Raw genomic sequence first — 26,866 nt, 5'->3', positions numbered from 1 at the left:
TAAAAACAAAGATTTAATAAATTTCTCTCTTTTAATTTCTATTGTCTGTGATTCATCCACAGCTGGTTAAATTTTGTGCAAAGGGTTCTTTAGGAAGGGCTAAGTCCCTATACTTGCCGCCAAAGCTCTAAAACCAGCTCAATCAATCAATTCCTAATTACCTACATAAGCAGGCACGAGGTGCGTGGTGGATTTCCCTTCCCGTTTTGAAGTGATCGTCATCGGCGGCGGTCATGCCGGTACCGAGGCAGCACTGGCGTCAGCACGCATGGGCGTAAAAACCCTGTTGTTGACGCATAACGTGGAGACCCTCGGCGCCATGAGTTGCAACCCTGCCATCGGTGGGATCGGCAAAAGCCATCTGGTCAAGGAAATCGACGCCCTTGGCGGCGTAATGGCCATGGCTACCGACAAAGGTGGTATCCAATTCCGCGTGCTCAACAGCCGCAAGGGCCCGGCCGTAAGGGCCACTCGGGCACAAGCCGACCGCATTCTGTACAAGGCTGCGGTGCGCGAAACCCTGGAAAACCAGCCGAACCTGTGGATATTTCAACAAGCCGCCGATGACCTGATCGTCGAGCAGGACCAGGTACGCGGTGTTGTCACGCAAATGGGCCTGCGTTTCTTCGCAGAATCCGTGGTGTTGACCACCGGTACGTTCCTTGGCGGACTTATCCACATCGGTATGCAGAATTATTCCGGGGGTCGTGCCGGTGATCCGCCGTCGATTGCCCTGGCAAAACGACTGCGTGAATTGCCGCTGCGTGTCGGCCGCCTGAAAACCGGGACCCCGCCGCGTATCGACGGGCGTTCTGTGGATTTTTCGGTGATGACCGAGCAAGCCGGCGATACACCTATCCCGGTCATGTCGTTCATGGGCTCCAAGGAGCAGCACCCGAAACAGGTGAGCTGCTGGATTACCCACACCAATGCCCGCACCCACGAAATCATTGCCGCGAACCTTGATCGTTCGCCGATGTATTCCGGGGTGATCGAAGGCATCGGCCCGCGTTACTGCCCGTCGATCGAAGACAAGATCCACCGCTTTGCCGACAAAGAAAGCCACCAGGTCTTCATCGAGCCCGAAGGCTTGACCACTCACGAGCTGTACCCAAACGGGATTTCCACTTCCCTGCCGTTCGACGTGCAAATCCAGATCGTGCAATCGATTCGCGGCATGGAAAACGCGCACATCGTGCGTCCGGGCTACGCCATCGAGTATGACTACTTCGACCCGCGTGACCTGAAGTACAGCCTCGAAACCAAAGTGATCGGCGGCCTGTTCTTCGCCGGGCAAATCAACGGCACCACCGGTTACGAAGAAGCTGGCGCCCAAGGTTTGCTGGCCGGTACCAACGCAGCATTGCGCGCACAGGGCAAAGACAGCTGGTGCCCGCGTCGCGATGAAGCGTACATCGGTGTATTGGTCGACGACCTGATTACCTTGGGGACCCAGGAACCGTACCGGATGTTTACTTCCCGGGCGGAATATCGCCTGATCCTGCGTGAAGACAACGCTGACCTGCGCCTGACCGAGAAAGGTCGCGAACTGGGCCTGGTCGATGACGCCCGTTGGGCCGCCTTCTGCAAAAAACGCGAAAGCATTGCATTGGAAGAACAGCGCCTGAAAAGCACCTGGGTCCGCCCGGGCACCGAGCAAGGCGACGCGATTGCCGAAAAATTCGGCACACCGTTGACCCACGAATACAACTTGCTGAACCTGCTGTCCCGTCCGGAAATCGACTACGCTGGTCTGGTCGAAGTGACAGGCCAGGGTGCAGAAGACCCACAGGTTGCCGAGCAGGTCGAGATCAAGACCAAATACGCCGGTTACATTGACCGCCAACAGGACGAGATCGCCCGCCTGCGCGCCAGTGAAAACACCAAGCTGCCTGTGGATATCGACTACTCCGGGATTTCCGGGCTGTCGAAGGAAATTCAAAGCAAGCTGGGGATAACTCGGCCAGAGACCCTGGGCCAGGCTTCACGTATCCCCGGTGTTACCCCTGCAGCGATTTCGCTGTTGATGATCCATTTGAAAAAACGCGGCGCGGGCCGTCAGTTGGAGCAAAGCGCTTGAGTTCGTTGGTCACCTCGCAACACGCCGAAGAGTTATCCACAGGTGCACGCGAGTTGGGTGTCGACCTGACCCCTGTCCAGCACGAATTGCTACTGGGCTACCTGGCCCTGTTGATCAAGTGGAACAAGGCTTACAACCTGACTGCAGTGCGCGATCCCAACGAGATGGTGTCACGCCATCTGCTCGACAGCCTGAGCGTCATGCCGTTTATCGAAAACGGTCGCTGGCTCGACGTAGGCAGTGGCGGTGGCATGCCCGGCATTCCGCTGGCAATCCTGTTTCCCGAGTCGCAAGTGACGTGCCTGGACAGCAACGGCAAGAAGACCCGCTTCCTGACCCAGGTCAAACTCGAACTCAAGCTGGACAACCTGAACGTTATCCACAGCCGCGTCGAAGCCTTCACGCCTGAACAGCCTTTCAACGGAATTGTGTCCCGGGCGTTCAGCAGTATGGAGAACTTCAGCAACTGGACCCGCCACCTGGGCGACCGCGATACACGCTGGCTGGCAATGAAGGGCGTCCATCCAAGCGATGAGCTGTTAGCATTGCCGGCAGACTTCCACCTCGATAGCGAACACGCCTTGGCCGTACCCGGTTGCCAAGGCCAACGCCATCTGCTGATACTGCGCCGCACGGCATGATTGGGAACACAAGCAAGAATGGCTAAGGTATTCGCGATAGCGAACCAGAAAGGTGGCGTGGGCAAAACCACCACCTGCATCAACCTCGCAGCTTCCCTGGTCGCTACCAAGCGTCGGGTGCTGCTGATCGACCTCGATCCACAGGGCAACGCCACCATGGGTAGCGGTGTGGATAAACACGGCCTGGAAAACTCGGTCTACGACTTGCTGATTGGCGAGTGCGACCTGGCCCAAGCCATGCACTACTCCGAGCACGGCGGTTACCAACTGTTGCCGGCCAACCGCGACTTGACCGCGGCGGAAGTGGTGCTGCTGGAAATGCAGATGAAAGAAAGTCGTCTGCGCAGCGCCTTGGCGCCGATCCGCGAGAATTACGATTACATTCTGATCGACTGCCCGCCGTCACTGTCGATGCTGACGTTGAACGCGCTGGTGGCTGCCGATGGGGTCATTATCCCCATGCAGTGCGAGTACTACGCGCTGGAAGGTTTGAGCGACCTTGTGGATAACATCAAGCGCATCGCCGAGTTGCTCAACCCTAACCTGCAAATTGAAGGTTTGTTGCGCACCATGTTCGATCCGCGCCTGAGCCTGATGAACGATGTGTCGGCGCAGCTCAAGGAACACTTCGGCGATCAGCTGTATGACACGGTGATCCCGCGCAACATCCGCTTGGCCGAAGCCCCGAGCTACGGCATGCCGGCCCTGGCGTACGATAAACAATCCCGTGGTGCCATCGCCTACCTGGCGCTGGCTGGCGAGATGGTTCGTCGCCAGCGCCGCAACTCACGCACCGCTGCAGCCCAGCCAACTTAAGGAATCCCCATGGCCGTCAAGAAACGAGGTCTAGGACGTGGTCTGGATGCACTGTTGAGTGGTCCGACCGTCACATCGCTTGAAGAACAAGCGGTGCAGGCCGACGAGCGCGAGCTGCAACACCTGCCGCTGGACCTGATCCAGCGCGGTAAATACCAGCCACGCCGGGACATGGACCCCCAGGCGCTGGAAGAACTGGCCAACTCGATCAAGGCCCAGGGCGTCATGCAGCCGATCGTCGTGCGCCCGATCGGTGGCGGCCGCTTTGAGATCATCGCCGGTGAACGCCGCTGGCGCGCGAGCCAGCAGGCCGGCAAGGAAACCATCCCCGCGATGGTGCGCGATGTGCCGGATGAAACCGCCATCGCCATGGCGCTGATCGAGAACATCCAGCGCGAAGACCTCAACCCGATCGAAGAGGCCATCGCCCTGCAGCGTTTGCAGCAGGAATTCCAACTGACCCAGCAACAAGTGGCTGAGGCAGTGGGTAAATCCCGCGTGACCGTATCCAACCTGCTGCGCCTGATCGCGCTGCCGGAAGTCATCAAGACCATGTTGTCCCATGGCGACCTGGAGATGGGCCACGCCCGTGCATTGCTCGGTTTGCCGGAAAATCAACAGGTTGAAGGGGCGCGACACGTTGTCGCACGGGGGCTCACCGTTCGTCAGACCGAGGCCCTGGTTCGTCAGTGGCTGAGCGGTAAACCCGCACCGGTCGAAGCGGCCAAACCTGATCCGGATATCGCACGTCTCGAGCAGCGCTTGGCCGAGCGCCTGGGCTCTGCGGTGCAAATTCGCCACGGTAAGAAAGGCAAAGGGCAATTAGTCATCGGATATAACTCTCTCGATGAGCTTCAGGGCGTCCTTGCCCACATCCGCTGAAACATTTGCTTATGTAGCGCGTGATCGGAAATCACTACCCGGCAGTTGAATAGGGGCAGAACCGCCCCTATACTCTGCGCGCATTTTGTCGGCACAAATTATGCCAAGTTATTGATTTCCGGCAGCCGACCATTGAGGAGCAAGAGTGATGGAAACCCGCACGCCAAACACGTTGCCGTTCCATCGCTTGGCCGTTTTCCCGGTTTTATTGGCTCAATTTGTCATTCTGCTGATCGCCGCGTTGGCGCTTTGGTATTGGCATGGAGTCGTAGCCGGATATTCAGGACTCTGCGGAGGCCTGATAGCCTTGCTGCCCAATATGTATTTTGCTCACAGGGCCTTTCGGTTTTCCGGCGCCCGAGCAGCCCAGGCTATCGTCCGGTCCTTTTATGCCGGCGAGGCGGGGAAACTGATTTTGACGGCAGTGCTGTTTGCACTGACCTTTGCAGGTGTGAAGCCATTGGCGCCGCTGGCTGTATTCGGCGTCTTCGTGTTGACCCAACTGGTCAGCTGGTTCGCTCCCCTGCTAATGAAAACAAGACTTTCGAAACCTTAGGGCGTTTGAGGCAACCATGGCAGAAACAACCGCTTCGGGCTATATCCAGCACCACTTGCAGAACCTGACCTTCGGTCAGCTTCCTAATGGCGGCTGGGGCTTTGCCCACTCCGCAGCAGAGGCCAAAGAAATGGGCTTCTGGGCTTTCCACCTGGATACTCTGGGCTGGTCGGTCGCATTGGGTCTGATCTTCGTCCTGATTTTCCGCATGGCGGCAAAGAAGGCAACGTCCGGTCAGCCAGGTGCCTTGCAGAACTTCGTTGAAGTACTGGTCGAATTCGTCGATGGCAGCGTGAAAGACAGCTTCCATGGCCGTAGCCCGGTGATTGCACCGCTGGCACTGACCATCTTCGTCTGGGTGTTCCTGATGAACGCCGTCGACCTGATCCCGGTCGACTGGATTCCTCAGCTGGCCATCCTGATCACCGGCGATGCGCACATTCCATTCCGTGCCGTATCGACCACAGACCCTAACGCCACCCTGGGCATGGCCCTGTCGGTGTTTGCGTTGATCATTTTCTACAGCATCAAGGTCAAGGGCATCGGCGGCTTCATCGGCGAACTGACCCTGCACCCGTTCGGCAGCAAGAACATCTTCGTTCAAGCACTGCTGATCCCGGTGAACTTCCTGCTGGAGTTCGTGACCCTGGTCGCCAAGCCGATCTCCCTGGCCCTGCGACTGTTCGGCAACATGTATGCCGGCGAGCTGGTGTTCATTCTGATCGCTGTGATGTTCGGCAGCGGTCTGCTCTGGCTTAGCGGCCTGGGCGTGGTTCTGCAGTGGGCGTGGGCGGTGTTCCACATCCTGATCATCACCCTGCAGGCCTTCATCTTCATGATGCTGACCATCGTCTACCTGTCGATGGCGCACGAAGAGAACCATTAAGACCAGTCTCGACTAGTCTGATGTCCTTCCCGGTGAAACGGGAAGGTGGCCCACCAGGGCTATGAAACGATTTGTTTTACCGCTTTAAAATCTAAAAAACCTAAACCATACGACGTAAAAGTCGGGAGGAAAGATGGAAACTGTAGTTGGTCTAACCGCTATCGCTGTTGCACTGTTGATCGGCCTGGGCGCCCTGGGTACTGCCATTGGTTTCGGCCTGCTGGGCGGCAAATTCCTGGAAGGCGCTGCGCGTCAGCCAGAAATGGTTCCAATGCTGCAAGTTAAAATGTTCATCGTCGCCGGCCTGCTCGACGCCGTGACCATGATCGGCGTTGGTATCGCTCTGTTCTTCACCTTCGCGAACCCCTTCGTTGGTCAACTCGCTGGCTAATCACTCGAATTTTTCGAGTTGATTGGAGTGATGGACAACGAATGAGCGAGGTGTTGGCGTGAACATTAATGCAACCCTGATTGGCCAATCCGTTGCGTTCTTCATTTTTGTAGTGTTTTGCATGAAGTTCGTGTGGCCTCCGGTCATCGCGGCTTTGCACGAACGTCAGAAGAAGATCGCTGATGGCTTGGACGCTGCCAGCCGTGCAGCTCGCGACCTGGAGTTGGCCCAAGAGAAAGTGGGTCATCAACTGCGCGATGCTAAAGCACAGGCAGCTGAAATCATTGAGCAAGCCAAGAAACGCGGTAACCAGATCGTCGAAGAGGCTGTTGAAAAAGCCCGCGTCGAAGCTGACCGTGTGAAGGCTTCGGCTCATGCCGAGATCGAACAGGAACTGAACGGCGTCAAAGACGCGCTGCGTGCCCAACTGGGTGCTCTGGCGGTCGGCGGTGCTGAGAAGATCCTCGGTGCCACAATCGATCAAAACGCGCACGCGGAGCTGGTTAACAAACTGGCTGCTGAAATTTAAGCGAGGGCGATCATGGCAGAACTGACCACGTTGGCCCGACCTTACGCTAAGGCAGCCTTCGAGCACGCCCAGGCCCACCAGCAGCTGGCCTCTTGGTCAGCCATGCTCGGCCTGGCTGCAGCAGTGTCGCAAGACGACACCATGCAGCGCGTGCTCAAGGCCCCGCGCCTGACGAGCGCAGACAAGGCCGCCACTTTTATTGAAGTGTGCGGCGACAAGTTTGATGTGAAAGTGCAGAACTTCATCAATGTCGTTGCCGAAAACGACCGTCTCCCGCTTTTGCCGGAGATTGCCGCTCTGTTCGACCTGTACAAGGCCGAGCAAGAGAAATCGGTAGACGTTGAAGTCACCAGTGCTTTTGCATTGAACCAAGAACAGCAAGACAAACTCGCCAAGGTTCTCAGTGCACGACTCGACCGGGAAGTGCGCCTGCAAGTTGCGGAAGACAGATCCCTCATTGGGGGCATTGTCATTCGCGCCGGCGACCTGGTTATCGATGGCTCGGTTCGCGGCAAACTCGCGAGCCTTGCCGAAGCATTGAAATCTTGAGTTTGAAGGGGCAGCAGAGCAATGCAGCAACTCAATCCTTCCGAAATAAGTGAAATTATCAAGGGCCGCATCGACAAGCTCGATGTGACCTCCCAAGCCCGTAACGAAGGCACTGTCGTCAGCGTATCTGACGGCATCGTGCGGATTCACGGTCTGGCCGACGTCATGTACGGCGAGATGATCGAGTTTCCGGGCGGCGTCTACGGTATGGCCCTCAACCTGGAGCAAGACTCCGTAGGTGCCGTTGTATTGGGCGCGTACACCAGTCTGGCTGAAGGCATGAGCGCCAAGTGCACAGGCCGCATCCTGGAAGTTCCGGTTGGTAAGGAACTGCTGGGTCGCGTAGTCGACGCACTGGGTAACCCTGTTGACGGTAAAGGTCCACTGGGCAACACCGAGACCGACGCGGTCGAGAAAGTTGCTCCAGGCGTGATCTGGCGTAAGTCGGTAGACCAGCCTGTACAGACTGGCTACAAGGCTGTCGATGCCATGATCCCAGTCGGCCGTGGCCAGCGTGAGCTGATCATCGGTGACCGTCAGATCGGTAAAACCGCTCTGGCGATCGACGCGATCATCAACCAGAAGAACAGCGGCATTTTCTGCGTCTACGTAGCGATCGGTCAGAAGCAATCGACCATCGCCAACGTGGTTCGCAAGCTGGAAGAAAACGGCGCCCTGGCCAACACGATCATCGTGGCTGCCAGTGCTTCGGAATCTCCTGCGCTGCAATTCCTGGCACCGTACTCCGGTTGCACCATGGGTGAATTCTTCCGCGACCGCGGTGAAGACGCGCTGATCGTTTATGACGATCTGTCCAAGCAAGCAGTGGCTTACCGCCAGATTTCCCTGCTGCTGCGCCGTCCACCAGGCCGTGAAGCTTACCCAGGCGACGTGTTCTATCTCCACTCCCGTCTGCTGGAGCGCGCATCCCGCGTTTCCGAAGAGTACGTAGAGAAGTTCACCAACGGCGCAGTGACCGGCAAAACCGGTTCCCTGACCGCACTGCCGATCATCGAAACCCAGGCTGGCGACGTTTCCGCGTTCGTTCCGACCAACGTGATTTCCATCACCGACGGTCAGATCTTCCTGGAATCGGCCATGTTCAACTCGGGCATCCGCCCTGCAGTGAACGCCGGTGTTTCGGTATCCCGTGTGGGTGGTGCCGCTCAGACCAAGATCATCAAGAAGCTCTCCGGTGGTATCCGTACCGCTCTGGCTCAGTACCGTGAACTGGCGGCATTCGCCCAGTTCGCTTCTGACCTGGACGAAGCGACCCGTAAGCAACTTGAGCATGGTCAGCGCGTTACCGAGCTGATGAAGCAGAAGCAATACGCCCCAATGTCGATCGCTGACATGGCGTTGTCGCTGTATGCCGCTGAGCGTGGGTTCCTGACCGACGTTGAAATCGCCAAGGTCGGCAGCTTTGAACAAGCGCTGATTGCTTACTTCAACCGCGATCACGCCGAATTGATGGCGAAGATCAACGTGAAGGGTGACTTCAATGACGATATCGACGCTGGCATGAAAGCCGGTATCGAGAAGTTCAAGGCCACCCAAACCTGGTAAGCCGCAGCGGGAGCCGCAAGGCTCCCGCTTGCTAACCTGATAGGTGTTACATGGCAGGCGCAAAAGAGATTCGCAGTAAGATTGCGAGCATCAAAAGCACGCAAAAAATTACCAGCGCCATGGAAAAAGTGGCGGTCAGCAAAATGCGCAAGGCACAAATGCGCATGGCTGCTAGCCGTCCTTATGCGGAGCGTATCCGCCAGGTAATTGGGCATCTGGCCAACGCCAACCCGGAATACCGCCACCCGTTCATGATCGACCGCGAAGTAAAGCGTGTGGGTTATGTGGTTGTGAGCAGTGACCGTGGTTTGTGCGGTGGTTTGAACACCAACCTGTTCAAGGCCCTGGTCAAGGACATGGCGGTAAACCGCGAAAACGGCGTCGAGATCGATCTGTGTGTTGTTGGTAGCAAGGGTGCGGCCTTTTTCCGCAACTTCGGCGGTAACGTCGTTGCAGCTATCAGCCACCTGGGTGAAGAGCCGTCGATCAATGATTTGATCGGCAGTGTGAAGGTGATGCTGGATGCGTACCTGGAAGGCCGGATTGACCGCCTGTCCGTGGTATCCAACAAGTTCATCAACACCATGACCCAGCAGCCAACCGTGGAGCAATTGATTCCACTGGTGGCGACTCCGGATCAGGAACTCAAGCACCACTGGGACTACCTCTACGAACCAGACGCCAAAGAGCTGCTTGACGGCTTGATGGTGCGCTACGTGGAGTCGCAGGTGTACCAGGCGGTGGTCGAGAACAACGCAGCTGAACAAGCGGCGCGGATGATCGCGATGAAAAACGCTACCGATAACGCCGGTGATCTGATCAGCGATTTGCAGCTGATCTACAACAAGGCGCGTCAGGCTGCGATCACCCAAGAGATCTCGGAAATCGTCGGCGGCGCTGCCGCGGTTTAACGGTTCAAATATTCAGAGGATCCAGCTATGAGTAGCGGACGTATCGTTCAAATCATCGGCGCCGTTATCGACGTGGAATTTCCACGCGACAGCGTACCGAGCATCTACAACGCGCTGAAAGTACAAGGCGCGGAAACTACTCTGGAAGTTCAGCAGCAGCTGGGCGACGGCGTAGTTCGTACCATTGCGATGGGTTCCACCGAAGGCTTGAAGCGCGGTCTGGACGTTGTCGACACTGGCGCTGCCATCTCCGTACCGGTCGGTAAAGCGACCCTGGGCCGGATCATGGACGTACTGGGCAACCCGATTGACGAAGCTGGCCCGATCGACACCGAAGAGCGCTGGGGCATTCACCGTCCAGCACCTTCGTTCGCCGAACAAGCGGGCGGCAACGATCTGCTGGAAACCGGCATCAAGGTTATCGACCTGGTTTGCCCGTTCGCCAAAGGCGGTAAAGTCGGTCTGTTCGGTGGTGCCGGTGTAGGCAAGACCGTAAACATGATGGAACTGATCCGTAACATCGCCATCGAGCACAGCGGTTATTCCGTGTTCGCCGGTGTGGGTGAGCGTACTCGTGAGGGTAACGACTTCTACCACGAGATGAAGGACTCCAACGTTCTGGACAAAGTGGCACTGGTTTACGGTCAGATGAACGAGCCGCCGGGAAACCGTCTGCGCGTAGCACTGACTGGCCTGACCATGGCCGAGAAGTTCCGTGACGAAGGTAACGACGTTCTGCTGTTCGTCGACAACATCTACCGTTACACCCTGGCCGGTACCGAAGTATCCGCACTGCTGGGCCGTATGCCTTCGGCAGTAGGTTACCAGCCGACCCTGGCTGAAGAGATGGGCGTTCTGCAAGAACGTATCACTTCGACCAAGGAAGGTTCGATCACTTCGATCCAAGCGGTATACGTACCTGCGGATGACTTGACCGACCCGTCGCCAGCGACCACCTTCGCCCACTTGGACGCCACCGTCGTACTGTCCCGTGACATCGCTTCCCTGGGTATCTACCCAGCGGTCGATCCACTCGACTCGACTTCGCGCCAGCTGGACCCGAACGTGATCGGCCAGGAGCACTACGACACCGCTCGCGGCGTTCAGTACGTGCTGCAGCGTTACAAAGAACTGAAGGACATCATTGCGATCCTGGGTATGGACGAGCTGTCGGAAACCGACAAGCAGTTGGTATCCCGCGCTCGTAAGATCCAGCGCTTCTTGTCGCAGCCGTTCTTCGTGGCTGAAGTCTTCACCGGTGCATCGGGTAAATACGTTTCCCTGAAAGACACCATTGCTGGCTTCAAAGGCATCCTCAACGGTGACTACGACCACCTGCCAGAACAAGCGTTCTACATGGTCGGCGGCATCGAAGAAGCGATCGAGAAAGCCAAGAAACTGTAATCCAAGCGCCCGGCAACGGGCGCTCATCAGGTTGAGGCAATCAGATGGCTATGACAGTCCATTGCGATATCGTCAGCGCGGAAGGGGAAATCTTCTCCGGTCTGGTAGAAATGGTGATTGCACACGGCGACCTGGGTGACCTGGGTATTGCCATGGGCCACGCGCCGTTGATCACCAGCTTGAAGCCAGGTCCTATCACGCTGACCAAGCAAGGCGGGGAAAAAGAGGTGTTTTACATCTCTGGTGGTTTCCTCGAGGTTCAGCCGAACATGGTCAAGGTACTTGCCGACACCGTGCAACGTGCTGGCGACCTGGATGAAGCCTCCGCTCAGGAAGCCGTCAAGGCTGCCGAGAAGGCCCTGAACGAAAAGGGCGCGGACTTCGACTACAGCGCTGCTGCTGTACGTCTGGCCGAGGCTGCAGCTCAGCTGCGCACGCTCCAGCAGATCCGCAAGAAGTAAGCGGCCATGCCGTCATGCTTCATGCGCGATTGATTAAAAAGGGTAGCCTCGGCTACCCTTTTTCTTTTTTTGCAAAACACTTCTCAGGTCTGAAGCCGGACCGCCCAGGATTGGTAGCCATTCATGTCTCTTGAAATCGTCATTCTCGCCGCAGGCCAGGGCACCCGCATGCGTTCGGCCCTGCCCAAGGTGCTGCACCCGGTTGCGGGCAATTCCATGCTGGGTCATGTTATCCACAGCGCCCGACAGCTCGACCCCCAGCGCATTCACGTGGTGATCGGTCACGGTGCCGATGCAGTGCGTGAACGTCTCGCCGCAGACGACTTGAATTTCGTCCTTCAAGACAAGCAACTGGGTACTGGCCACGCCACCGCGCAGGCCGTCCCCTTCATTACGGCCGACACCGTGCTGATCCTGTATGGCGACGTACCGTTGATCGAAGTGGAAACCCTGCAACGCCTGCTCAAGCACGTTGTGCCTGGCCAGATGGGCCTGCTGACCGTTGAGCTGGACGACCCCACCGGCTACGGGCGCATCGTACGCAATGCCGACGGCAAGGTCGCCGCCATCGTTGAGCACAAGGATGCCAGCGAAGCCCAGCGTGCCATCACTGAAGGCAACACCGGTATTCTCGCAGTGCCCGCCAATAAGCTCGCTGACTGGATGAGCCGTCTGTCCAACAACAACGCCCAGGGCGAGTACTACCTCACCGACGTCATCGAAATGGCCGTGAGTGATGGCCTGCTGGTTGCCACTGAACAACCCCACGACCCGATGGAAGTGCAGGGCGCCAACGATCGCAAACAGTTGGCCGAACTGGAGCGTCACTATCAGTTGCGCGAAGGCCGTCGCCTGATGGCCCAGGGTGTGACCCTGCGCGACCCGGCGCGTTTCGATGTGCGCGGTGAAGTGACCGTCGGCCGCGACGTGCTGATCGACATCAACGTGATTCTCGAAGGCCGTGTGGTCATCGAAGACGACGTGGTGATTGGCCCTAACTGCGTAATCAAGGACAGCACCCTGCGCAAGGGCGTGGTGGTCAAGGCCAACAGTCACTTGGACGGTGCGGTGATGGGGGAGGGCAGCGATGCGGGTCCGTTTGCGCGACTGCGCCCCGGAACCGTCATGGGCGCCAGGGCGCACGTGGGCAATTTCGTAGAGCTGAAAAACGCCAAAATGGGTGACGATGCGAAGGCCGGCCACTTGGCCTACCTTGGTGATGCGGTGATTGGGGCTCGCAGCAACATTGGCGCTGGTGCCATTACCTGTAATTACGACGGCGCGAACAAGTACCAGACTACCATTGGTGAAGACGTATTTATCGGCTCCAACAACTCGTTGATCGCCCCCGTTTCTATCGGAGATGGCTCGAACACCGCAGCGGGCTCAACCATCAACCAGGATGTGGATAAGTCCCAACTGGCCGTCGCTCGCGCCCGCCAGCGCAACATCGATGGCTGGAAGCGTCCGGTCAAAATCAAAAAGACCTGAGTTATCCACAATCTGATCAGCGATAAATATCCAATGTGGGAGCGGGCTTGCTCGCGAATGCGGTGGTTCAGTCAACATCTCCAGTGACTGACACTCCGCATTCGCGAGCAAGCCCGCTCCCACATTGGTTTTGTGTTGATCTAAAAATTTTGTACGCCCCACTTGACGACGTTTCACCAATAGGTTTTGATTGCCTTCGTTATCTTTCGAAACGAAACTTACCGCCACCATGTCGAAACGAAATACACCCCAACGGCGCCATAACATCCTGACCTTGCTCAATGAACAGGGCGAAGTCAGCGTGGACGAATTGGCCAAGCGTTTCGAAACATCGGAAGTGACCATCCGCAAGGATTTGGCTGCCCTCGAAAGCAACGGCTTGCTGCTGCGTCGCTACGGCGGCGCAATCACCATGCCCCAGGAACTGGTGGGCGACGCTGCACAACCCATCTCGGCCTACAAGCGTGCCATTGCGCGTGCTGCGGTCATGCGCCTGCGCGAACACGCCCGCATCATCATCGACAGTGGCAGCACCACCGCCGCGATGATCCCGGAGTTGGGCCATCAGCCCGGCCTGGTGGTGATGACCAACTCCCTGCACGTGGCCCGCGCCTTGAGCGAACTGGAACATGAGCCCGTGCTGTTGATGACCGGCGGCACCTGGGATCCGCATTCGGACTCGTTCCAGGGCCAGGTTGCCGAGCAGGTGTTGCGTTCTTACGACTTCGATCAACTGTTCATCGGTGCCGACGGCATCGACTTGGAACGTGGCACCACCACCTTCAACGAATTGCTGGGCCTGAGCCGCGTCATGGCCGAGGTCGCCCGTGAAGTGGTGGTGATGGTCGAATCCGACAAGATCGGCCGCAAGATTCCCAACCTGGAACTGCCGTGGAGCAGCGTCCATACCCTTATCACCGATGATCGCCTGCCGCTTGAGGCCCGCGACCAGATCCAAGCCCGCGGCATTACGCTGATATGCGCGGCAATCATCTAGGAGAAACACCATGTGTGGCATCGTAGGCGCAGTCGCTGAACGCAACATCACCCCCATCCTGCTCGAAGGCCTCAAGCGCCTGGAATACCGCGGCTATGACAGTGCCGGTGTGGCCGTCTTCACCAACGCCGGCAAGCTTGAGCGCATGCGCCGCCCGGGTAAGGTCAGCGAGCTGGAGCAAGCCTTGCTTGGCGAGCCACTGGTAGGCCGCCTGGGCATTGCCCACACCCGCTGGGCTACTCACGGTGCACCGTGCGAACGCAATGCCCACCCGCACTTCTCCGGTGACCTGGCCGTGGTCCACAACGGCATTATCGAAAACCACGAAGTGCTGCGTGAACAGCTCAAGGGCCTGGGTTACGTGTTCACTTCGGACACCGACACCGAAGTCATCGCCCACCTGCTCAACCACAAGCTCAAGGACCTTGGCGATTTGACGGTCGCCCTCAAGGCCACGGTCAAGGAACTGCACGGCGCCTATGGCCTGGCCGTGGTCAGCGCCAGCCAACCCGACTGCGTGGTTGCCGCGCGCAGTGGTAGCCCGCTGGTGATCGGCCTGGGCTTGGGCGAAAACTTCCTCGCGTCCGACCAATTGGCCCTGCGCCAAGTCACCGACCGCTTCATGTACCTGGAAGAAGGCGATATCGCCGACATCCGCCGTGAAAGCGTGCAGATCTGGGACGTAAACGGTCAATCCGTCGAGCGCGAAGCCGTGCAATACCGCGACGGCGCTGAAGCGGCCGACAAGGGCGAGTACCGCCACTTCATGCTCAAGGAAATCCACGAGCAGCCTGCCGTGGTACAACGCACCCTGGAAGGTCGCCTGAGCCAGAACCAGGTGCTGGTCAATACCTTCGGCCCACAAGCCGCCGAACTGTTTGCCAAAGTGCGCAATGTGCAGATCGTGGCCTGCGGCACCAGCTACCACGCAGGCATGGTTGCCCGTTACTGGCTGGAAGAACTGGCCGGTATCCCGTGCCAGGTGGAAGTCGCCAGTGAGTTCCGCTATCGCAAGGTGGTGGTGCAGCCCGATACCCTGTTCGTGACCATCTCCCAGTCCGGCGAAACCGCCGACACCCTGGCCGCCCTGCGCAATGCCAAGGAGCTGGGCTTCCTGGCCAGCCTTGCGATCTGCAACGTCAGCATCAGCTCCCTGGTGCGCGAGTCCGACCTGACCCTGCTGACCCAGGCCGGTCGTGAAATCGGCGTGGCGTCTACCAAAGCCTTCACCACCCAATTGGTTGGCCTGCTGTTGCTGACCCTGTCCCTGGGCCAGGTTCGCGGCACCCTCGCCGAAGGCGTCGAAGCCACCCTGGTCGAAGAACTGCGCCGCCTGCCAGCCCGCCTCGGTGAAGCCCTGGCGATGGACAGCACCGTGGAAAAAGTCGCCGAGCTGTTCGCCGACAAGAACCACACCCTGTTCCTCGGCCGTGGCGCGCAATACCCGGTGGCGATGGAAGGCTCGCTCAAGCTCAAGGAAATCTCGTACATCCACGCCGAAGCCTACCCGGCCGGCGAACTCAAACACGGCCCATTGGCCCTGGTGGATGACGACATGCCGGTGGTGACCGTGGCGCCGAACAACGAACTGCTGGAGAAGCTCAAGTCCAACCTGCAGGAAGTCCGCGCCCGTGGCGGCCAACTGGTGGTGTTCGCTGATGAAAAAGCCGGCATGACCAACGGTGAAGGCACTCATGTCATCAACATGCCGCACATCAACGACACCCTGTCGCCGATCCTCTACACCATCCCACTGCAACTGCTGTCGTACTACGTGGCCGTGCTCAAAGGCACCGACGTGGACCAGCCGCGCAACCTGGCGAAGTCGGTGACGGTGGAGTAACCCGCCATCCCCTGGAGGCCCGCCCGGGCCTCCAGGCTCCCGCGAAAGGACGCGCTCGATGCAAACTTCGTCCCAAATTCACCAGCGCTTGAACAACCGTCGCTTCACCGTCGCCAACAACGCCCAAGGGCTTTCCGGCTCGGGCACGGTGTTTCATTACCTTGTCGAGGGTGATGCCATCTCCGGCACTTACCAGGGCGGGCGCATTCGCCTGGGCACGCAAGTGGGACGAGTGACAGGCCCGGACACTATCGAACTGCTTTTTCAGTGCCTGACCTTGGACGGTGAGCTGCTGTCCGGTTGGTCGCGTGGCACGGTCGGGTTGGATGCTGCCGGCCTTACCACGCTCAGCTTTGTATGGGGTTGGTTGTCGGGGGCGACGGGAGGCGGGGAGTCAAGCTACGTTGAGCTTGCTGCGTGCGACAACCTCTCCTAAGGCACAAACTCCACCCGCAACCCCCGGCTCGTACTGCGCCCCTGATCATCACTGACCCGCAGCCGATACTCCCCCGACTTGCCCGGCCGCCAATTCAACGTGGTTTGCGGTGGCCCTTGGCCGATCAAGGTTTGATCGGCAAACCAGTACAGCGTGGTTGCATCGCTGGCCGCGTTGGCATTCAACGGGATGCTTTCCTGGGGCTGGGACAGGCGCAGTTGATAGCTCACCTGGGTCAGCGGCGAGCGGATCTGCGGGGCTTCGCTCTGGTCGCTGAGGCGGTTGGGCTGGCAGTTTTTCATCACGTTTGGCGGGGTACGTCGCGGCAGCCCGGCGGCGCGGTACAGGCGTTGCACGTCGCTCGGCCAGAATTCGAAGACTTCTTCGCGGGTGTATTGCGCGTCAAACGGCGGGCAGGCGGCCTTGCCGGTGCGGGTGTCGATCAGCACCGGGCGGTGCAGGTTCGACACGCGAATCGGCGATACGCCGGGGATGTACCAGGTCTTGCGGGTTTGCGGGCACCAGCGGTTGGGCAACTCGCCGGACGCGGCGCAGACATCAATGCGCACTAATCCGGCGGGCGGTTTGTCGGCTTTGATCACCACGTTGGGCAAGGCCAAAGGCAGGGCGTCGGCGATGCGGAAGAACAACGGCGCGGCGGTCTTGGCTCCGATGAAGGCTGGGTTTGGACGACCATCGAAGTTGCCCACCCACACCACCAGCACGTAGGGCCCGACCAGTCCTGCACTCCATGCATCGTGAAAGCCCCAGGAGGTGCCGGTTTTCCAGGCGGTGCGCCAGTGACGGCCGGGCAGGCCATCCGGGCGTGGGTTACGGCGCAGCATGTCGCGCACCATGAACGCTGCCTGGGGCGTCAGCAGTTGGGCCCCCGTGGTCTGGGGCTGTTCCTGCAAATAGCGCAACGGGCGAAGGTGCCCATCACCGGCCAACATCACATACAGCCGCGCCAACTCTTCCGGGGTCATCTCCCCGCCCCCCAGGGCCAAGGCCAGGCCGTAATGGCTTTCGTCGCGCAGGCCTTTGATCCCGGCGCGCTGCAACAGCCCGTACAGGGACGGCGACTTGACCTGGCTGGCCAGCCACACCGCCGGGATGTTGCGACTACGGATCAGGGCGTCCCGCGCGGTCAGCGGGCCGACAAAACTGCCGTCGAAATTTTCCGGCTGGAAGTAGCCGAAGTTACTCGGCAAGTCCTTGAGGATGCTCATGGGGTGGATGACCCCTTGGTCCAGCGCCAGCCCATACAAGAAGGGCTTGAGCGTCGACCCTGGTGAGCGTCGCGACAGCACGCCATTGACCTGGCCGTGCAGGCTTGTGGATAAGTAGTCCGCCGAACCCACCAGCGCTTTGACACTCTGGTCGCGGCTGTCGATCAGGATCGCCGTGGCGTTTTCCACACCCGTACTGCGCCGTTCGGCGATAAAGCCGGTGATCAGGCGTTCGAGCAATTGTTGCAACGGCAGGTTGAGGGTGCTGTTCAGCTCATTTCCGGCCTGGGAGGCCAGCAACTGTTCACTCACGTGCGGCGCCAGGAACGGGATCTGCTGGCGGTTGCGGGCCTCAAGGGGCAACTCCAGCAAACTGTCGTTACGCGGATCTTGTGGATAAGTCTCACGCCAGTCGTTCATCAAGCGCAGGCGGGCGTTTTGCAGCGACGGCCCGAAGCGTGCGCGCCTGCCAGGCTGCTGGGGAATCACTGCCAGCGCCAGTGCCTCGGACAATGACAGCTGCGCCGCCGACTTGCCGAAGTAGATACGGCTCGCCGCCTCGGCCCCTTCGATATTTCCGCCCATGGGCGCCAGGTTCAGGTAGGCCTCCAGGATGTCGTGCTTGCTGTAGCGCGCCTCCAGCCACAGGGCCAACGCCATCTGCTGCAACTTGCCCGGCACCTGGCGAGTGTTCAGGTCCCACAGGCGCCGCGCCAGTTGCATGCTCAAGGTCGAGCCACCCTGGCGTTGGCCACCGCTGTAGGTGGCCATGGCTGCGCGCAGCAATGCCGGGGGATTGATCCCCGGGTGCCAATAGAAATTGCGGTCTTCCTTGAGCAACAAGGCCTGGACCAGCGAAGGAGAGATCCGCTCCAGCGGTAGCCACAGGCGGTATTGCCCGTCATCCGCCAATGTCATTCGCAGCAGCGAACCGTCATCGGCCAGTACCACCCGCGATGAGGTCACGGCCTGTTCCAGCGGGGCGTGAGGCCAAAGCCGCAGGCCCACCAGCACTACCGCCGCTACGAGCAGCGGCGGTGCCAGGCGCTTAAGGCTTGGTGATTTCAAGCTGGCCTACTTTGCCGCGCCCTTGCAGGGTGGTTTCGTACATGCCTTCGGCGTAGGCCGGTGGCGTGTTGAAGGTACCGGCGTTGGTGGCGCGCACGCGGTACACGAATGTGCCGACATCCCGCAGTGCGGTGCCGTACAACACCACCCGATCATCACGCACGTCCACATACTCCGGCTGCCAGTTGCTCAGTTCGGTTTCACCGATAGGCGCTTGCCAGCTTTGTTCTTCCTGGCTGTCTTCCTCGACGTACTCGGACTCTTCACCCTCACTGTCCTCGCTGCTGGCGGCTTCCGGCTCCGGCGGCAGGTTATACACAGGCTCGACGCCACCGGGCAGCAGGTCGACCACGGCCACTTGCTGCACCTGATCGCGGTCGGTAGCGCGCAGGCGCAGGCGCACCAGGAACTCATCACCCACCGCAACCTTGCTCACGGGCTCGCCCTTTAGGTCGAGGTATTCGTGGATGATTTCCAGGCCATTATTGATCGGCTTGAGTTTGGCGCCCTTGTCGAAACCGGCTTCGCTGAGCATGTAGAACGCGGCCGGGCCGTCGGATTTTTCCATCACCAGCTTTTGCGTGTTGCCCGGCACGGCGGCGCGCGGCGGCTGGCCGGCCATCTCCAGCAATTGCTGCTGCTTGTCGCCCAGCCAGGCGGTGGCCTTAAGGGTCATGTCGCTTTGCGCACGCTGGCCATAGTTGTCCAGGGCGCGCAGCAACAGGGCCGCCGACAGCGAGTTGTAGCGCTGCTCGTTGAGGCGCTTGCCGAGTTTGTCCAGCAGCGCCGTGGGCACATCGTCCATCAACTCGGGGAAGTGGCGTGCCAGCAGGTGCAGGTGTTCGGCGTCGTGCACCAGCGGGTCGTAGTACAAACCGTCGCTGTCCCACTTATCCACAAGCGAACGCCAGGGTACTTTGCGGAACAGTGTGTCAGCCTGGCGATCCTGCTTGAGCAGCTTGTAGCTGGCCGCCAGGTAAGCGGCGCCCAGGTCATTCTGCCAGGTGTCCTTGAAGTAGCTCTCGTAGCGCTCGCGGATATCGCTCAACGCACCGCTCACTAGAATCCCCTGACGGCTCAGCAGGTAACTGGCGTAGGCCCGGTTGCGCAATTCCGACAGGCCTTCGCTAGGGCCATTGGCCAGATCCGTCAGGTACGCATTCGAGCGCACCAACAGGTCTTCCGGCACCGGCAAGCCGCGCTCCTTGGCTTCGATCAAGAAGTCGGTGGCGTACAGGCTGGCGTACGGCGCCACGTCCGGGTTGGCTGCCCACAAACCAAAGCCGCCGGCCTGGTTCTGGCGCTGGCGCAGCATGCGCACCGCACTGCCGAAGGCCTGTTCGGCTTCAGGTGCGTTGCCGCCCCAGATCAGCGCCGGCATGGTCTTGGACACCAATTGCTCGGTGCAGGCGTAGCCGTAGTCGTCCAAGTAATGCTTGAGGCCGTTGGCCCACACCAGCGGCGACGCGGCCACGCCCAGCTGCACGTCGCGCAGTTGGCTGAACAGCTCGCGGGTGGGTTTGAGCTCCTTGCTGGCGCTGTCGAAACGGCCCAGGCTGAGGGCCACGCGATGCTCGCTCAACGGCCGGATCGAGGTGGTTTCCGCCACCTGGATACGCTTGCCGTCCGGCAGTACCGCGACAAATCGCAGGTCCGCCGAGCCGAGGGTGTCGCCGACCTTGATCTTGAACTCGGCCGTGCCTTCCTTGCGCGGCTGCAGTGACAAGGTGCTGCCCTTGTCGCCCTGCACAACCAGGCCTGCGCTGGTCTGCACTTCAAACTTCACGTCCGCCGCCGCGTCGAGATTGCTGAACACCCCGGCGCTGACGTTGAACACATCTCCTGGCGCGACAAAGGCCGGCACGTTTGGCGTGATCACGATCGGCCCGCGCACGTCGGTCGTGGCTTCGCTGACGCCGACACTGTCGCTGTCCACCGCTACCGCGAACAGGTGCAGCTTGCCGTTGAAGCTGTCCGGCACTTGGTAATGCAGCACGGTTTCGCCGGCCGGCAAGTCCACCAGCCCGGACCACCAAGCCACCGGCGGCTGGTGTTTACGCTTGAACGGGTTGAGGTGATTGGCCAGGGCGCCTTCCGTATCGCCACCGGGCGCTGCCCCACTGAGCAGACGGCTGAATTCCGGCAGGATCAGGTCAAGGATCTGACTGGTGCCAACCTCCAGCGCACGCTTCTGGAAGAAGAAACCCAGCGGGTCTGGCGTCTGGTAGCGCGCCACTTGCAGGATGCCTTCATCGACCGCGTAGACCACCGCGCGGCCCGGGCGATCAGTGTTGACCTTGATATCCAGCGGCTGCCCCGGCTCGATCTTCGCCGGGCCTTCAACCTTCAAGGCCATGCGCCGCGCATCCAGGTTGATGCTGAACGGCACCACGCCGTAGGACAGCGGGCTCATGTACACCTCGGCCGAGCCCATGTCGCGCACAAACTGCACGTTCACGTAGGCATTGCCCTCAAGCCCTGCCGGCACACGGATGTGCTGCACGCTGTTGGTGCTGTCGGCCTTGAACCACTGCTGGGTGTAGACCTTGTCGCGTTCGATGGTGATCAAGCCGGCACCGGTATACGGCGCACGAATGCTGATGGCGATCTCATCGCCAGTGGCGTAGCTGCGTTTATCCAGGCGCAGTTGCAACTCGGCATTGCGTTCCAGGGAGCGCGATGTGTTGCCACGCCCGGCCACGCTGTAGTCGATCTGGTTGAGCAGGTTGCCGTTGGCGTCCTTGAGTTGCAGGGTAAAGTCGCCCGGCGTGCCGGTGTTCAAGGTCTGCTTGGCGCCTTCCTTGGTCATCACCAGCGGTGAGGCCGGTTGGCTGATGTTCTTGATGCGCGACTCATACTTGTAGGTGCCGTTGGACTGTTTCACCAGCACCGACACATAGCGGTGCTCGACCACTTCGCTGGTCAGGCCATCCACCGCCATCGGCGTAAGGTCCGGCGCGACGGCCAGCCATTGCACCTGGCGCGGGGCATCCTTGGCGACGTACGACAGCGAATCCTGACTTTTCACACCGACCAGATAAGGCGCGGACGACACCAGCAAGGCACTTTGCGCCGCCACATTGCGGCCGCCTTCGGCTTCGAACACCTGCGTCATTACCTGCAGGCGATAGGTGCTGTTGGCGAAGCGTTGCAGGTTGAGGTCGAGCACGGCCTGGCCGTTGTCGTCGACGGTGGTTTCGGCCAAGTCTTCGGTCGTGGCGTCTTCCAGGGAGTCGTTGAGGCGGAAACGGTAATCCGGGTAGCGGTCAAACGCCGCGAGTGTCGGGCTCAGGGACATCTTCGCGGTGACCCGACGGCCGGCTGCCGGAGCGCCGAACAGGTGCATGGCGGTGACCTTGGCCACCACTTGGTCCGGTGGAATCCAGCCCTGCACAGGGGTGTCATGCAGGCTCAGGCTGACCTTCATGCGGTCCGGCTCGAAATCGCGGACCTTGAAGTTCACACTGCCCAGGTCGGTGCGGGTCTGTTTCTGGCCGATCAACTGCAAGGTTGCGGTGTACTCACCGGCAGGGGCGACTTCGCTGCTGGGGAAATCAAAGGTTTCAAAGCCACTGGCGGACAGCTTCAATGGCTGGCGAATCACTTCCAGGCCACGCGGGTCGGTGATCTGCAGCTCCACCGGCAGGCCTTGCAACGCGCCTTTCCAGTTACCGCTGCGCACAATCATGCCCAGGTGCGCGGTTTCGCCCGGCCGGTACAGGCCACGGTCGGTAAACAGGTAGGCGCTGAGGCGATCAATCGCACCGTCTTCTTCCAAGCCGCCTACGTCGAAACGCGACAGATCCAACTGCTGGGATTGGCGGGCGATCGGCAGGAACGACTGGTCATTGCCGCGAGTAACCACATACATCAGCGGCGTTTTCTCACGGCGCAGTTCATCGAGCTTGGCGAAATGCGCATGGCCTTCGGCATCCGTGTGGCCGCTGCTCACCGGCAAACCGTTGCGGCCGATGATGTCGACTTGCGCGTCGGAGACTGGCGAACCGTTGCCAATGGACTGCACGTACACATCGTGGCTGCCATCGCTGGAGCGCTTGGCAATGATGCCCAGGTCCGTCACCACGATGAAGCGCAGGTCGCTCGTGCTGCTGCGGTCGTACTCGAACGTGCGCGGGGCCGGGTCATCCTGGGGGCTGAGCTTGAGCACGAAAATGCCGCGCCGGCCGCCATTGGCGGTGAGGTAGTGGCTCAGGTCGACATTGTCATAGACGGTTTTTGCCGGGTCATTGGATGACAGCGGGATATCCAACGCCTGACGCTCGACCATGCGATCGAAATACTCATTGCCGAAATTCGGCCGGGCAAAGCTGCCGCTGCTCTGGTCCACCAAGTGTTGCAACTGGTTGGGCAGCAAGCGCGCGATTTCCACATGGGCGCCAGGTACACCACGGGCCATGAAGCCCAGGCGTTTTTCGCCGTTGAGGCTGAGCAAGGCGCCGTCGGACAGGAACTGCAAGGTGCGCGGGTACGCCGGCATGCTGATCAGCGACGCTGTAGGATTCTTCGCCAGATAGCCGCCGATGGCTTCCAGGTTGGCGGGCACGCGTACATACACCGCGCGACCGGCAGGGGCCTTGAATTTGAAGGCGTGCAGGGTATTCAGCGGTTCGACGCTGGGCACGTGGGTCAGGTTGACCTTGGTGCTGCGGGCGAGCAGGGCGTCATCGATGTCGTTGCTGCTGTAGGGACGCGTGTCGTCCTGGGCTTTTTCCGGCAACAGCCAGGCCTGGACCTTGCCGGCGATGGTTTCGTCGGCCACGGCGCTGGAGCTGCTGAACATCAGCACGGGCTCCGGCTCGCCACGTTCGTTGTCGACAAAGCTCACTTCGGCCCCGGTGAAGGTCAGGCGATAGCGACCGGGCACGGTGACTTCCGCCACCAGCGGCGCGGTGCTGGCGTTGCCGCCGTCGCGGGCCTTGATGCCTTCGTCGAGCTTGGCGCTGACCGGCGTGCTTTCCAACGGGGTCGCCAGGGCGGCGGAGCGTACGTAGGCGTTGAGTTTCTTCTCGTCGAAGGTGATTTCCGGGCGGTTGGGCAACTGGGCGTCGCGGTAGGCCAGGCCTTTGCCCAGGGTGACCGTGACGCGCTTGCGCAGGGTGTCTTCATCCACCGGGTGGGAAAAACGGAAGGTTGCCACCAGCTGTTTCAGCGTCGGGTTGGACGGGTCTTGGTACAGCTCGTTTTGTGCCAGGGTGGCGCGGAACGGTTGAGTGGAAAACTGCGTGCTGTATTGGTCCAGCAGCACGCCGTCGGCCAGTAGGTTTTTCTTTGCCAGTTCGACGGTGTAGTGGGCGTCGATGGGCCAGTCTTTTTCCGGTACGAACAACAGGCTGCGGTCATCCGCCCAGCGCCAGGTGCCCGCGACTGCAGGTTTGAGGGTGATGCCCTCGGTAACCGGTTTGCCGATGGCCGCCAGTGGGGCCACGGACTCGCCGAAACGCACCTGCAAGTTATCCACAACCGGCGTTTGCTGGGTGTAGTCGGTGAGGTTCGGCTTGTGCAGCGAATAGCTCGCGGTATGCGGCTTTGGCAGGTTGGAATACCAGTGCCAGCCGTAGAAACCGGCAGCGGCCAACAGGACCAGCCCTAATACGCCGGCACCGGTTTGACGTGGGTAAGCGCGGGCTTTGCTGCTCAGGTTCGCCAGCCCACGGCCGGTGGCGCGCAGCCAGACCGGTGGATGCCATTGGCCAAAGATGGCCCCCACCACAGTCAATATCGCACCGACAATACGGCGGCTGATCGCTTTGAACGAATCGAACATGGTGAGCATCCCTGGCTAAGTGCGGCGTATCTTACACGCGTCTTTGATACAAAAGATGACGCAGATACGCCGCCCCGCTAGGCGTGTTGCACAAAAGTGAGACGCACCGCAAAACCAATCAAAAGACTGCCGAATAACCACTGTTGCAGACGCTGCGCCGAGCGATTGCGTGCCAGCCACTGGCCGATGCGCGCGCCGGCCAGGGCGTAGCAACAGTCGAACGCGAAACCGACGGCCACCAGGATCACGCCCAGCAACGCAAACTGCGCCGCCACCGGGCCGGCCTGGGGGTTGATGAATTGCGGCAGCAGTACCGAGCAGAACAGCAGCGCCTTGGGGTTGAGCAGGTTGGTCAGCAAGCCGCGTTGGAATGCTGAACGCCAGGCATGGGCTGCCAGTGGGGGGTTTGCTGTCTCCAGGGATGGCAGCATAGTCGCGCGCAGGCATTGAATACCCAGGCATAACAGATAGGCCGCGCCACCCAGACGCACGACATCAAAGGTCCACGGCGCCACCTTGAACAAGGTCGCCAACCCCATGCCCGCCAACGCCACATGGCAGGCGCGAGCCAGTCCCAAGCCAATCGCCGTGGTCAGCGCCAACGCCTTGCCCTGGCGCGCTCCGGTCTGCAGCAGCAGGATCATGTCCGGCCCGGGCAACAGATACGCCACCGACAGTGCCACCAGGAATAACCAGAGTTCCGCCATGCCTCACCCCCTTGTGTGTTGGCCAATTCTAGGGCTGAAGGGTGGGGCAGGTGCTTGCGTAGTCAGCCACAAAGGCGTCTATTCTTGGCATAACCTGCCATTTACAACCTTATCGGCCATGCATTTATGCCAAACCTTAAACTCGATGCGTTTGACCGCAAGATTCTTGAAGCCCTGCAACGCGACGGCCGCCTGAGCAATGTGCAACTGGCGGACGAGATCGGGCTGTCTGCTTCACCCTGTCTGCGGCGCGTGCGTCTGCTGGAAGAAGCCGGTGTGATTCGCGGCTACCAGGCCACGCTGGACCGTGACGAAGTCGGCCTGGGGATGATGGTGTTCGTGGGCGTGAAGGTGGAGCGGCATAACGACACCGAGGCCAACGCCTTTCGCGAGGCAGTGACGGCGCTGCCGGAAGTGATCTCGGCGTTCCTGGTGTCGGGGGAGTCGGACTTTCTGTTGCAGGTGGTGGTGCCGGACTTGCGCGGGTACGAACGGTTTGTCACGGGCAGTCTGTTGAAACTGCCGGGGGTGAGGGACATCCGCAGCAACTTCGCGATCCAGACCGTAAAGACCCCAGGCGCATTGCCGCTGGGGCATTTGCCAGGCTAATGACTGTAGGAGCGGCTTGCCGGCGATGAGGCCCGTGAATTTCATGAACGTTCCGGGTCGCCATCGCCGGCAAGCCGGCTCCTACAGGGGCTTGTTCAGGTCCACCAGTAGCGCACGAGGTGGAAGAAGATGGGCGCGGCGAAGCACACCGAATCCAACCGATCCAGCATCCCGCCGTGCCCTTCGATCATATGGCCCCAGTCCTTCACGCCCCGGTCGCGCTTGATCGCAGACATCACGATGCCGCCAGCAAACCCCAGCAGGTTGATCAGCAGCGCAATCAAGAACGACTGCCACGGGTTGAACGGCGTGGTCCACCACAATGCCGCGCCGATCAGCGACGAGAGCAGAATCCCGCCGATAAACCCTTCCACCGTCTTCGAAGGGGACAGGTTGGGCGCGATCTTGTGTTTGCCGAACAGCTTGCCGCACACGTACTGCAGCACGTCGGACAACTGCACCACGATCACCAGGTAGGCAATCAGCAGCAGGTTGCGGCCTTCGTAGCCGGGGATGTCGAGGGTCAGCAGGGCGGGCACGAACGACACGCAGAACACCGCGATCATCAAGCCCCACTGCACCTTCGAGGCACGCTCCAGGAAGTGTGTGCTGTCGCCGCCGAGTGAGGCGAGGATCGGCAGCAGCAGGAACACGTACACCGGGATGAAGATCGAGAACAGGCCGTACCAGTCTGAATAGATCAGCAGGTATTGCAGCGGTAGCGCCAGGTAGAACGCGGCGACCAACGCTGGGTAGTCACTGCGGCGGGTGGGGGTGAGGGTGAGGAATTCGCGCAGGGCGTAGAACGACACCGCGTAGAACAGCAGGATCACCGCGCCGGTGCCGAGCCAGAAGGCGATGCCGATGACCACCACCATCACCCACCAGGCGTTGATGCGCGCGTTGAGGTTGTCGATGACGGCGTTTGGGCTGCCACGGGTGCGCAGTTTGAGGATCAGGCCGATCAGCGAGGCGAGCACCAGGATCGCGCCGATGCCGCCGAACAACATCAGGGTTTGGCTATCCATG

At 60.2% G+C, this 26,866-nt stretch carries 22 protein-coding genes; 18 read left to right on the top strand and 4 right to left on the bottom strand.

All coding sequences use genetic code 11. From position 1 onward, the window contains the following. Nucleotides 1–187 precede the first annotated feature (187 nt). The 17 genes from mnmG (at nucleotide 188) to KUA23_RS30045 (ending at nucleotide 16,439) form a co-directional block, all read left to right on the top strand. On the top strand, nucleotides 188–2,080 hold the full coding sequence (gene mnmG / locus KUA23_RS30125) for a tRNA uridine-5-carboxymethylaminomethyl(34) synthesis enzyme MnmG (protein WP_078051012.1): 1,893 nt from the start codon (nucleotides 188–190) through the stop codon (nucleotides 2,078–2,080). After that, nucleotides 2,077–2,721, top strand: coding sequence for a 16S rRNA (guanine(527)-N(7))-methyltransferase RsmG (rsmG, locus tag KUA23_RS30120; RefSeq protein ID WP_252993266.1), 645 nt, complete (start codon nucleotides 2,077–2,079; stop codon nucleotides 2,719–2,721). Before mnmG ends, rsmG begins: the two co-directional genes overlap by 4 nt. An 18-nt stretch (nucleotides 2,722–2,739) precedes the next feature. Beyond that, entirely contained in the window at nucleotides 2,740–3,537 is a 798-nt protein-coding gene (locus KUA23_RS30115; RefSeq protein ID WP_010207696.1) for a ParA family protein, read from the top strand. Between the two features lie 9 nt (nucleotides 3,538–3,546). Next, nucleotides 3,547–4,419, top strand: coding sequence for a ParB/RepB/Spo0J family partition protein (locus KUA23_RS30110; protein WP_078050833.1), 873 nt, complete (start codon nucleotides 3,547–3,549; stop codon nucleotides 4,417–4,419). A gap of 148 nt (nucleotides 4,420–4,567) precedes the next feature. Further along, nucleotides 4,568–4,975, top strand: coding sequence for a F0F1 ATP synthase subunit I (locus KUA23_RS30105; RefSeq protein WP_010565865.1), 408 nt, complete (start codon nucleotides 4,568–4,570; stop codon nucleotides 4,973–4,975). Nucleotides 4,976–4,991: 16 nt separating this feature from the next. Next, the gene (gene atpB / locus KUA23_RS30100) at nucleotides 4,992–5,861 is read left to right on the top strand and encodes a F0F1 ATP synthase subunit A (protein ID WP_025854397.1); all 870 of its coding nucleotides are present in this window, start codon (nucleotides 4,992–4,994) and stop codon (nucleotides 5,859–5,861) included. 133 nt (nucleotides 5,862–5,994) lie between these two features. Next, nucleotides 5,995–6,252, top strand: coding sequence for a F0F1 ATP synthase subunit C (gene atpE / locus KUA23_RS30095; protein ID WP_002555987.1), 258 nt, complete (start codon nucleotides 5,995–5,997; stop codon nucleotides 6,250–6,252). Nucleotides 6,253–6,310: 58 nt separating this feature from the next. After that, complete coding sequence (locus KUA23_RS30090; RefSeq protein WP_015886647.1) at nucleotides 6,311–6,781, top strand: F0F1 ATP synthase subunit B; 471 nt, start codon at nucleotides 6,311–6,313, stop codon at nucleotides 6,779–6,781. Nucleotides 6,782–6,793: 12 nt separating this feature from the next. Beyond that, nucleotides 6,794–7,330 carry a F0F1 ATP synthase subunit delta gene (locus KUA23_RS30085; protein WP_003233569.1) on the top strand — a complete coding sequence of 179 codons (537 nt, stop codon included), beginning with the start codon at nucleotides 6,794–6,796 and terminating at the stop codon, nucleotides 7,328–7,330. Nucleotides 7,331–7,351: 21 nt separating this feature from the next. Then, nucleotides 7,352–8,896 carry a F0F1 ATP synthase subunit alpha gene (atpA, locus tag KUA23_RS30080; RefSeq protein ID WP_003177064.1) on the top strand — a complete coding sequence of 515 codons (1,545 nt, stop codon included), beginning with the start codon at nucleotides 7,352–7,354 and terminating at the stop codon, nucleotides 8,894–8,896. A 50-nt stretch (nucleotides 8,897–8,946) separates the two neighbouring features. Beyond that, nucleotides 8,947–9,807, top strand: a complete 861-nt coding sequence (gene atpG / locus KUA23_RS30075; RefSeq protein WP_010565870.1) for a F0F1 ATP synthase subunit gamma — start codon at nucleotides 8,947–8,949, stop codon at nucleotides 9,805–9,807. A gap of 27 nt (nucleotides 9,808–9,834) precedes the next feature. Continuing rightward, nucleotides 9,835–11,211, top strand: coding sequence for a F0F1 ATP synthase subunit beta (gene atpD / locus KUA23_RS30070; protein WP_015886645.1), 1,377 nt, complete (start codon nucleotides 9,835–9,837; stop codon nucleotides 11,209–11,211). Nucleotides 11,212–11,255: 44 nt separating this feature from the next. Then, nucleotides 11,256–11,672 carry a F0F1 ATP synthase subunit epsilon gene (locus KUA23_RS30065; protein ID WP_015886644.1) on the top strand — a complete coding sequence of 139 codons (417 nt, stop codon included), beginning with the start codon at nucleotides 11,256–11,258 and terminating at the stop codon, nucleotides 11,670–11,672. Between the two features lie 123 nt (nucleotides 11,673–11,795). Continuing rightward, entirely contained in the window at nucleotides 11,796–13,163 is a 1,368-nt protein-coding gene (gene glmU / locus KUA23_RS30060) for a bifunctional UDP-N-acetylglucosamine diphosphorylase/glucosamine-1-phosphate N-acetyltransferase GlmU (RefSeq protein ID WP_252993265.1), read from the top strand. Nucleotides 13,164–13,392: 229 nt separating this feature from the next. Next, nucleotides 13,393–14,160: a DeoR/GlpR family DNA-binding transcription regulator gene (locus tag KUA23_RS30055; RefSeq protein WP_017135115.1), complete on the top strand. Its 768-nt coding sequence runs from the start codon at nucleotides 13,393–13,395 to the stop codon at nucleotides 14,158–14,160. Nucleotides 14,161–14,170: 10 nt separating this feature from the next. Continuing rightward, nucleotides 14,171–16,003 (top strand): glutamine--fructose-6-phosphate transaminase (isomerizing), encoded by a 1,833-nt coding sequence (glmS, locus tag KUA23_RS30050; RefSeq protein WP_252993264.1) that lies wholly within the window; start codon nucleotides 14,171–14,173, stop codon nucleotides 16,001–16,003. A 58-nt stretch (nucleotides 16,004–16,061) separates the two neighbouring features. Further along, entirely contained in the window at nucleotides 16,062–16,439 is a 378-nt protein-coding gene (locus KUA23_RS30045) for an avidin-fold protein (protein WP_099493278.1), read from the top strand. Here KUA23_RS30045 and pbpC read toward each other — a convergent pair. The 3 genes from pbpC to KUA23_RS30030 all read right to left on the bottom strand — a co-directional run bounded on the left by pbpC (nucleotide 16,436) and on the right by KUA23_RS30030 (nucleotide 25,228). After that, nucleotides 16,436–18,736 carry a penicillin-binding protein 1C gene (gene pbpC / locus KUA23_RS30040; RefSeq protein WP_100491841.1) on the bottom strand — a complete coding sequence of 767 codons (2,301 nt, stop codon included), beginning with the start codon at nucleotides 18,734–18,736 and terminating at the stop codon, nucleotides 16,436–16,438. The genes KUA23_RS30045 and pbpC overlap by 4 nt on opposite strands. After that, nucleotides 18,717–24,521 (bottom strand): MG2 domain-containing protein, encoded by a 5,805-nt coding sequence (locus KUA23_RS30035; protein ID WP_252993263.1) that lies wholly within the window; start codon nucleotides 24,519–24,521, stop codon nucleotides 18,717–18,719. The genes pbpC and KUA23_RS30035 overlap by 20 nt, the downstream gene beginning before the upstream one ends. Nucleotides 24,522–24,598: 77 nt before the next feature. After that, the gene (locus KUA23_RS30030; protein WP_252993262.1) at nucleotides 24,599–25,228 is read right to left on the bottom strand and encodes a LysE family translocator; all 630 of its coding nucleotides are present in this window, start codon (nucleotides 25,226–25,228) and stop codon (nucleotides 24,599–24,601) included. 126 nt (nucleotides 25,229–25,354) lie between these two features. Here KUA23_RS30030 and KUA23_RS30025 point away from each other — a divergent pair, with 126 nt between their 5' ends. Further along, nucleotides 25,355–25,837 (top strand): Lrp/AsnC family transcriptional regulator, encoded by a 483-nt coding sequence (locus tag KUA23_RS30025; RefSeq protein WP_016978705.1) that lies wholly within the window; start codon nucleotides 25,355–25,357, stop codon nucleotides 25,835–25,837. 95 nt (nucleotides 25,838–25,932) lie between these two features. Here the strand turns inward: KUA23_RS30025 and KUA23_RS30020 are convergent, their stop codons facing one another. Next, on the bottom strand, nucleotides 25,933–26,865 hold the full coding sequence (locus KUA23_RS30020; RefSeq protein ID WP_078050827.1) for a phosphatidate cytidylyltransferase: 933 nt from the start codon (nucleotides 26,863–26,865) through the stop codon (nucleotides 25,933–25,935). Between the last annotated feature and the right edge of the window lies 1 nt (nucleotide 26,866).

Source organism: Pseudomonas pergaminensis, assembly GCF_024112395.2.
GTDB lineage: Bacteria > Pseudomonadota > Gammaproteobacteria > Pseudomonadales > Pseudomonadaceae > Aquipseudomonas > Aquipseudomonas pergaminensis.
This window is presented reverse-complemented; position numbering and strand designations above follow the sequence as displayed.

Excerpts from the sequence above, each read along its gene's own strand:
- KUA23_RS30115 (WP_010207696.1), top strand. The coding sequence starts at position 2,740 with ATGGCTAAGGTATTCGCGATAGCGAACCAGAAAGGTGGCGTGGGCAAA.
- KUA23_RS30110 (WP_078050833.1), top strand. The coding sequence starts at position 3,547 with ATGGCCGTCAAGAAACGAGGTCTAGGACGTGGTCTGGATGCACTGTTG.
- KUA23_RS30105 (WP_010565865.1), top strand. The coding sequence starts at position 4,568 with ATGGAAACCCGCACGCCAAACACGTTGCCGTTCCATCGCTTGGCCGTT.
- atpB (WP_025854397.1), top strand. The coding sequence starts at position 4,992 with ATGGCAGAAACAACCGCTTCGGGCTATATCCAGCACCACTTGCAGAAC.
- atpE (WP_002555987.1), top strand. The coding sequence starts at position 5,995 with ATGGAAACTGTAGTTGGTCTAACCGCTATCGCTGTTGCACTGTTGATC.
- KUA23_RS30085 (WP_003233569.1), top strand. The coding sequence starts at position 6,794 with ATGGCAGAACTGACCACGTTGGCCCGACCTTACGCTAAGGCAGCCTTC.
- atpA (WP_003177064.1), top strand. The coding sequence starts at position 7,352 with ATGCAGCAACTCAATCCTTCCGAAATAAGTGAAATTATCAAGGGCCGC.
- atpG (WP_010565870.1), top strand. The coding sequence starts at position 8,947 with ATGGCAGGCGCAAAAGAGATTCGCAGTAAGATTGCGAGCATCAAAAGC.
- atpD (WP_015886645.1), top strand. The coding sequence starts at position 9,835 with ATGAGTAGCGGACGTATCGTTCAAATCATCGGCGCCGTTATCGACGTG.
- KUA23_RS30065 (WP_015886644.1), top strand. The coding sequence starts at position 11,256 with ATGGCTATGACAGTCCATTGCGATATCGTCAGCGCGGAAGGGGAAATC.
- glmU (WP_252993265.1), top strand. The coding sequence starts at position 11,796 with ATGTCTCTTGAAATCGTCATTCTCGCCGCAGGCCAGGGCACCCGCATG.
- KUA23_RS30055 (WP_017135115.1), top strand. The coding sequence starts at position 13,393 with ATGTCGAAACGAAATACACCCCAACGGCGCCATAACATCCTGACCTTG.
- glmS (WP_252993264.1), top strand. The coding sequence starts at position 14,171 with ATGTGTGGCATCGTAGGCGCAGTCGCTGAACGCAACATCACCCCCATC.
- KUA23_RS30045 (WP_099493278.1), top strand. The coding sequence starts at position 16,062 with ATGCAAACTTCGTCCCAAATTCACCAGCGCTTGAACAACCGTCGCTTC.
- KUA23_RS30035 (WP_252993263.1), bottom strand. The coding sequence starts at position 24,521 with ATGTTCGATTCGTTCAAAGCGATCAGCCGCCGTATTGTCGGTGCGATA.
- KUA23_RS30030 (WP_252993262.1), bottom strand. The coding sequence starts at position 25,228 with ATGGCGGAACTCTGGTTATTCCTGGTGGCACTGTCGGTGGCGTATCTG.
- KUA23_RS30025 (WP_016978705.1), top strand. The coding sequence starts at position 25,355 with ATGCCAAACCTTAAACTCGATGCGTTTGACCGCAAGATTCTTGAAGCC.
- KUA23_RS30020 (WP_078050827.1), bottom strand. The coding sequence starts at position 26,865 with ATGGATAGCCAAACCCTGATGTTGTTCGGCGGCATCGGCGCGATCCTG.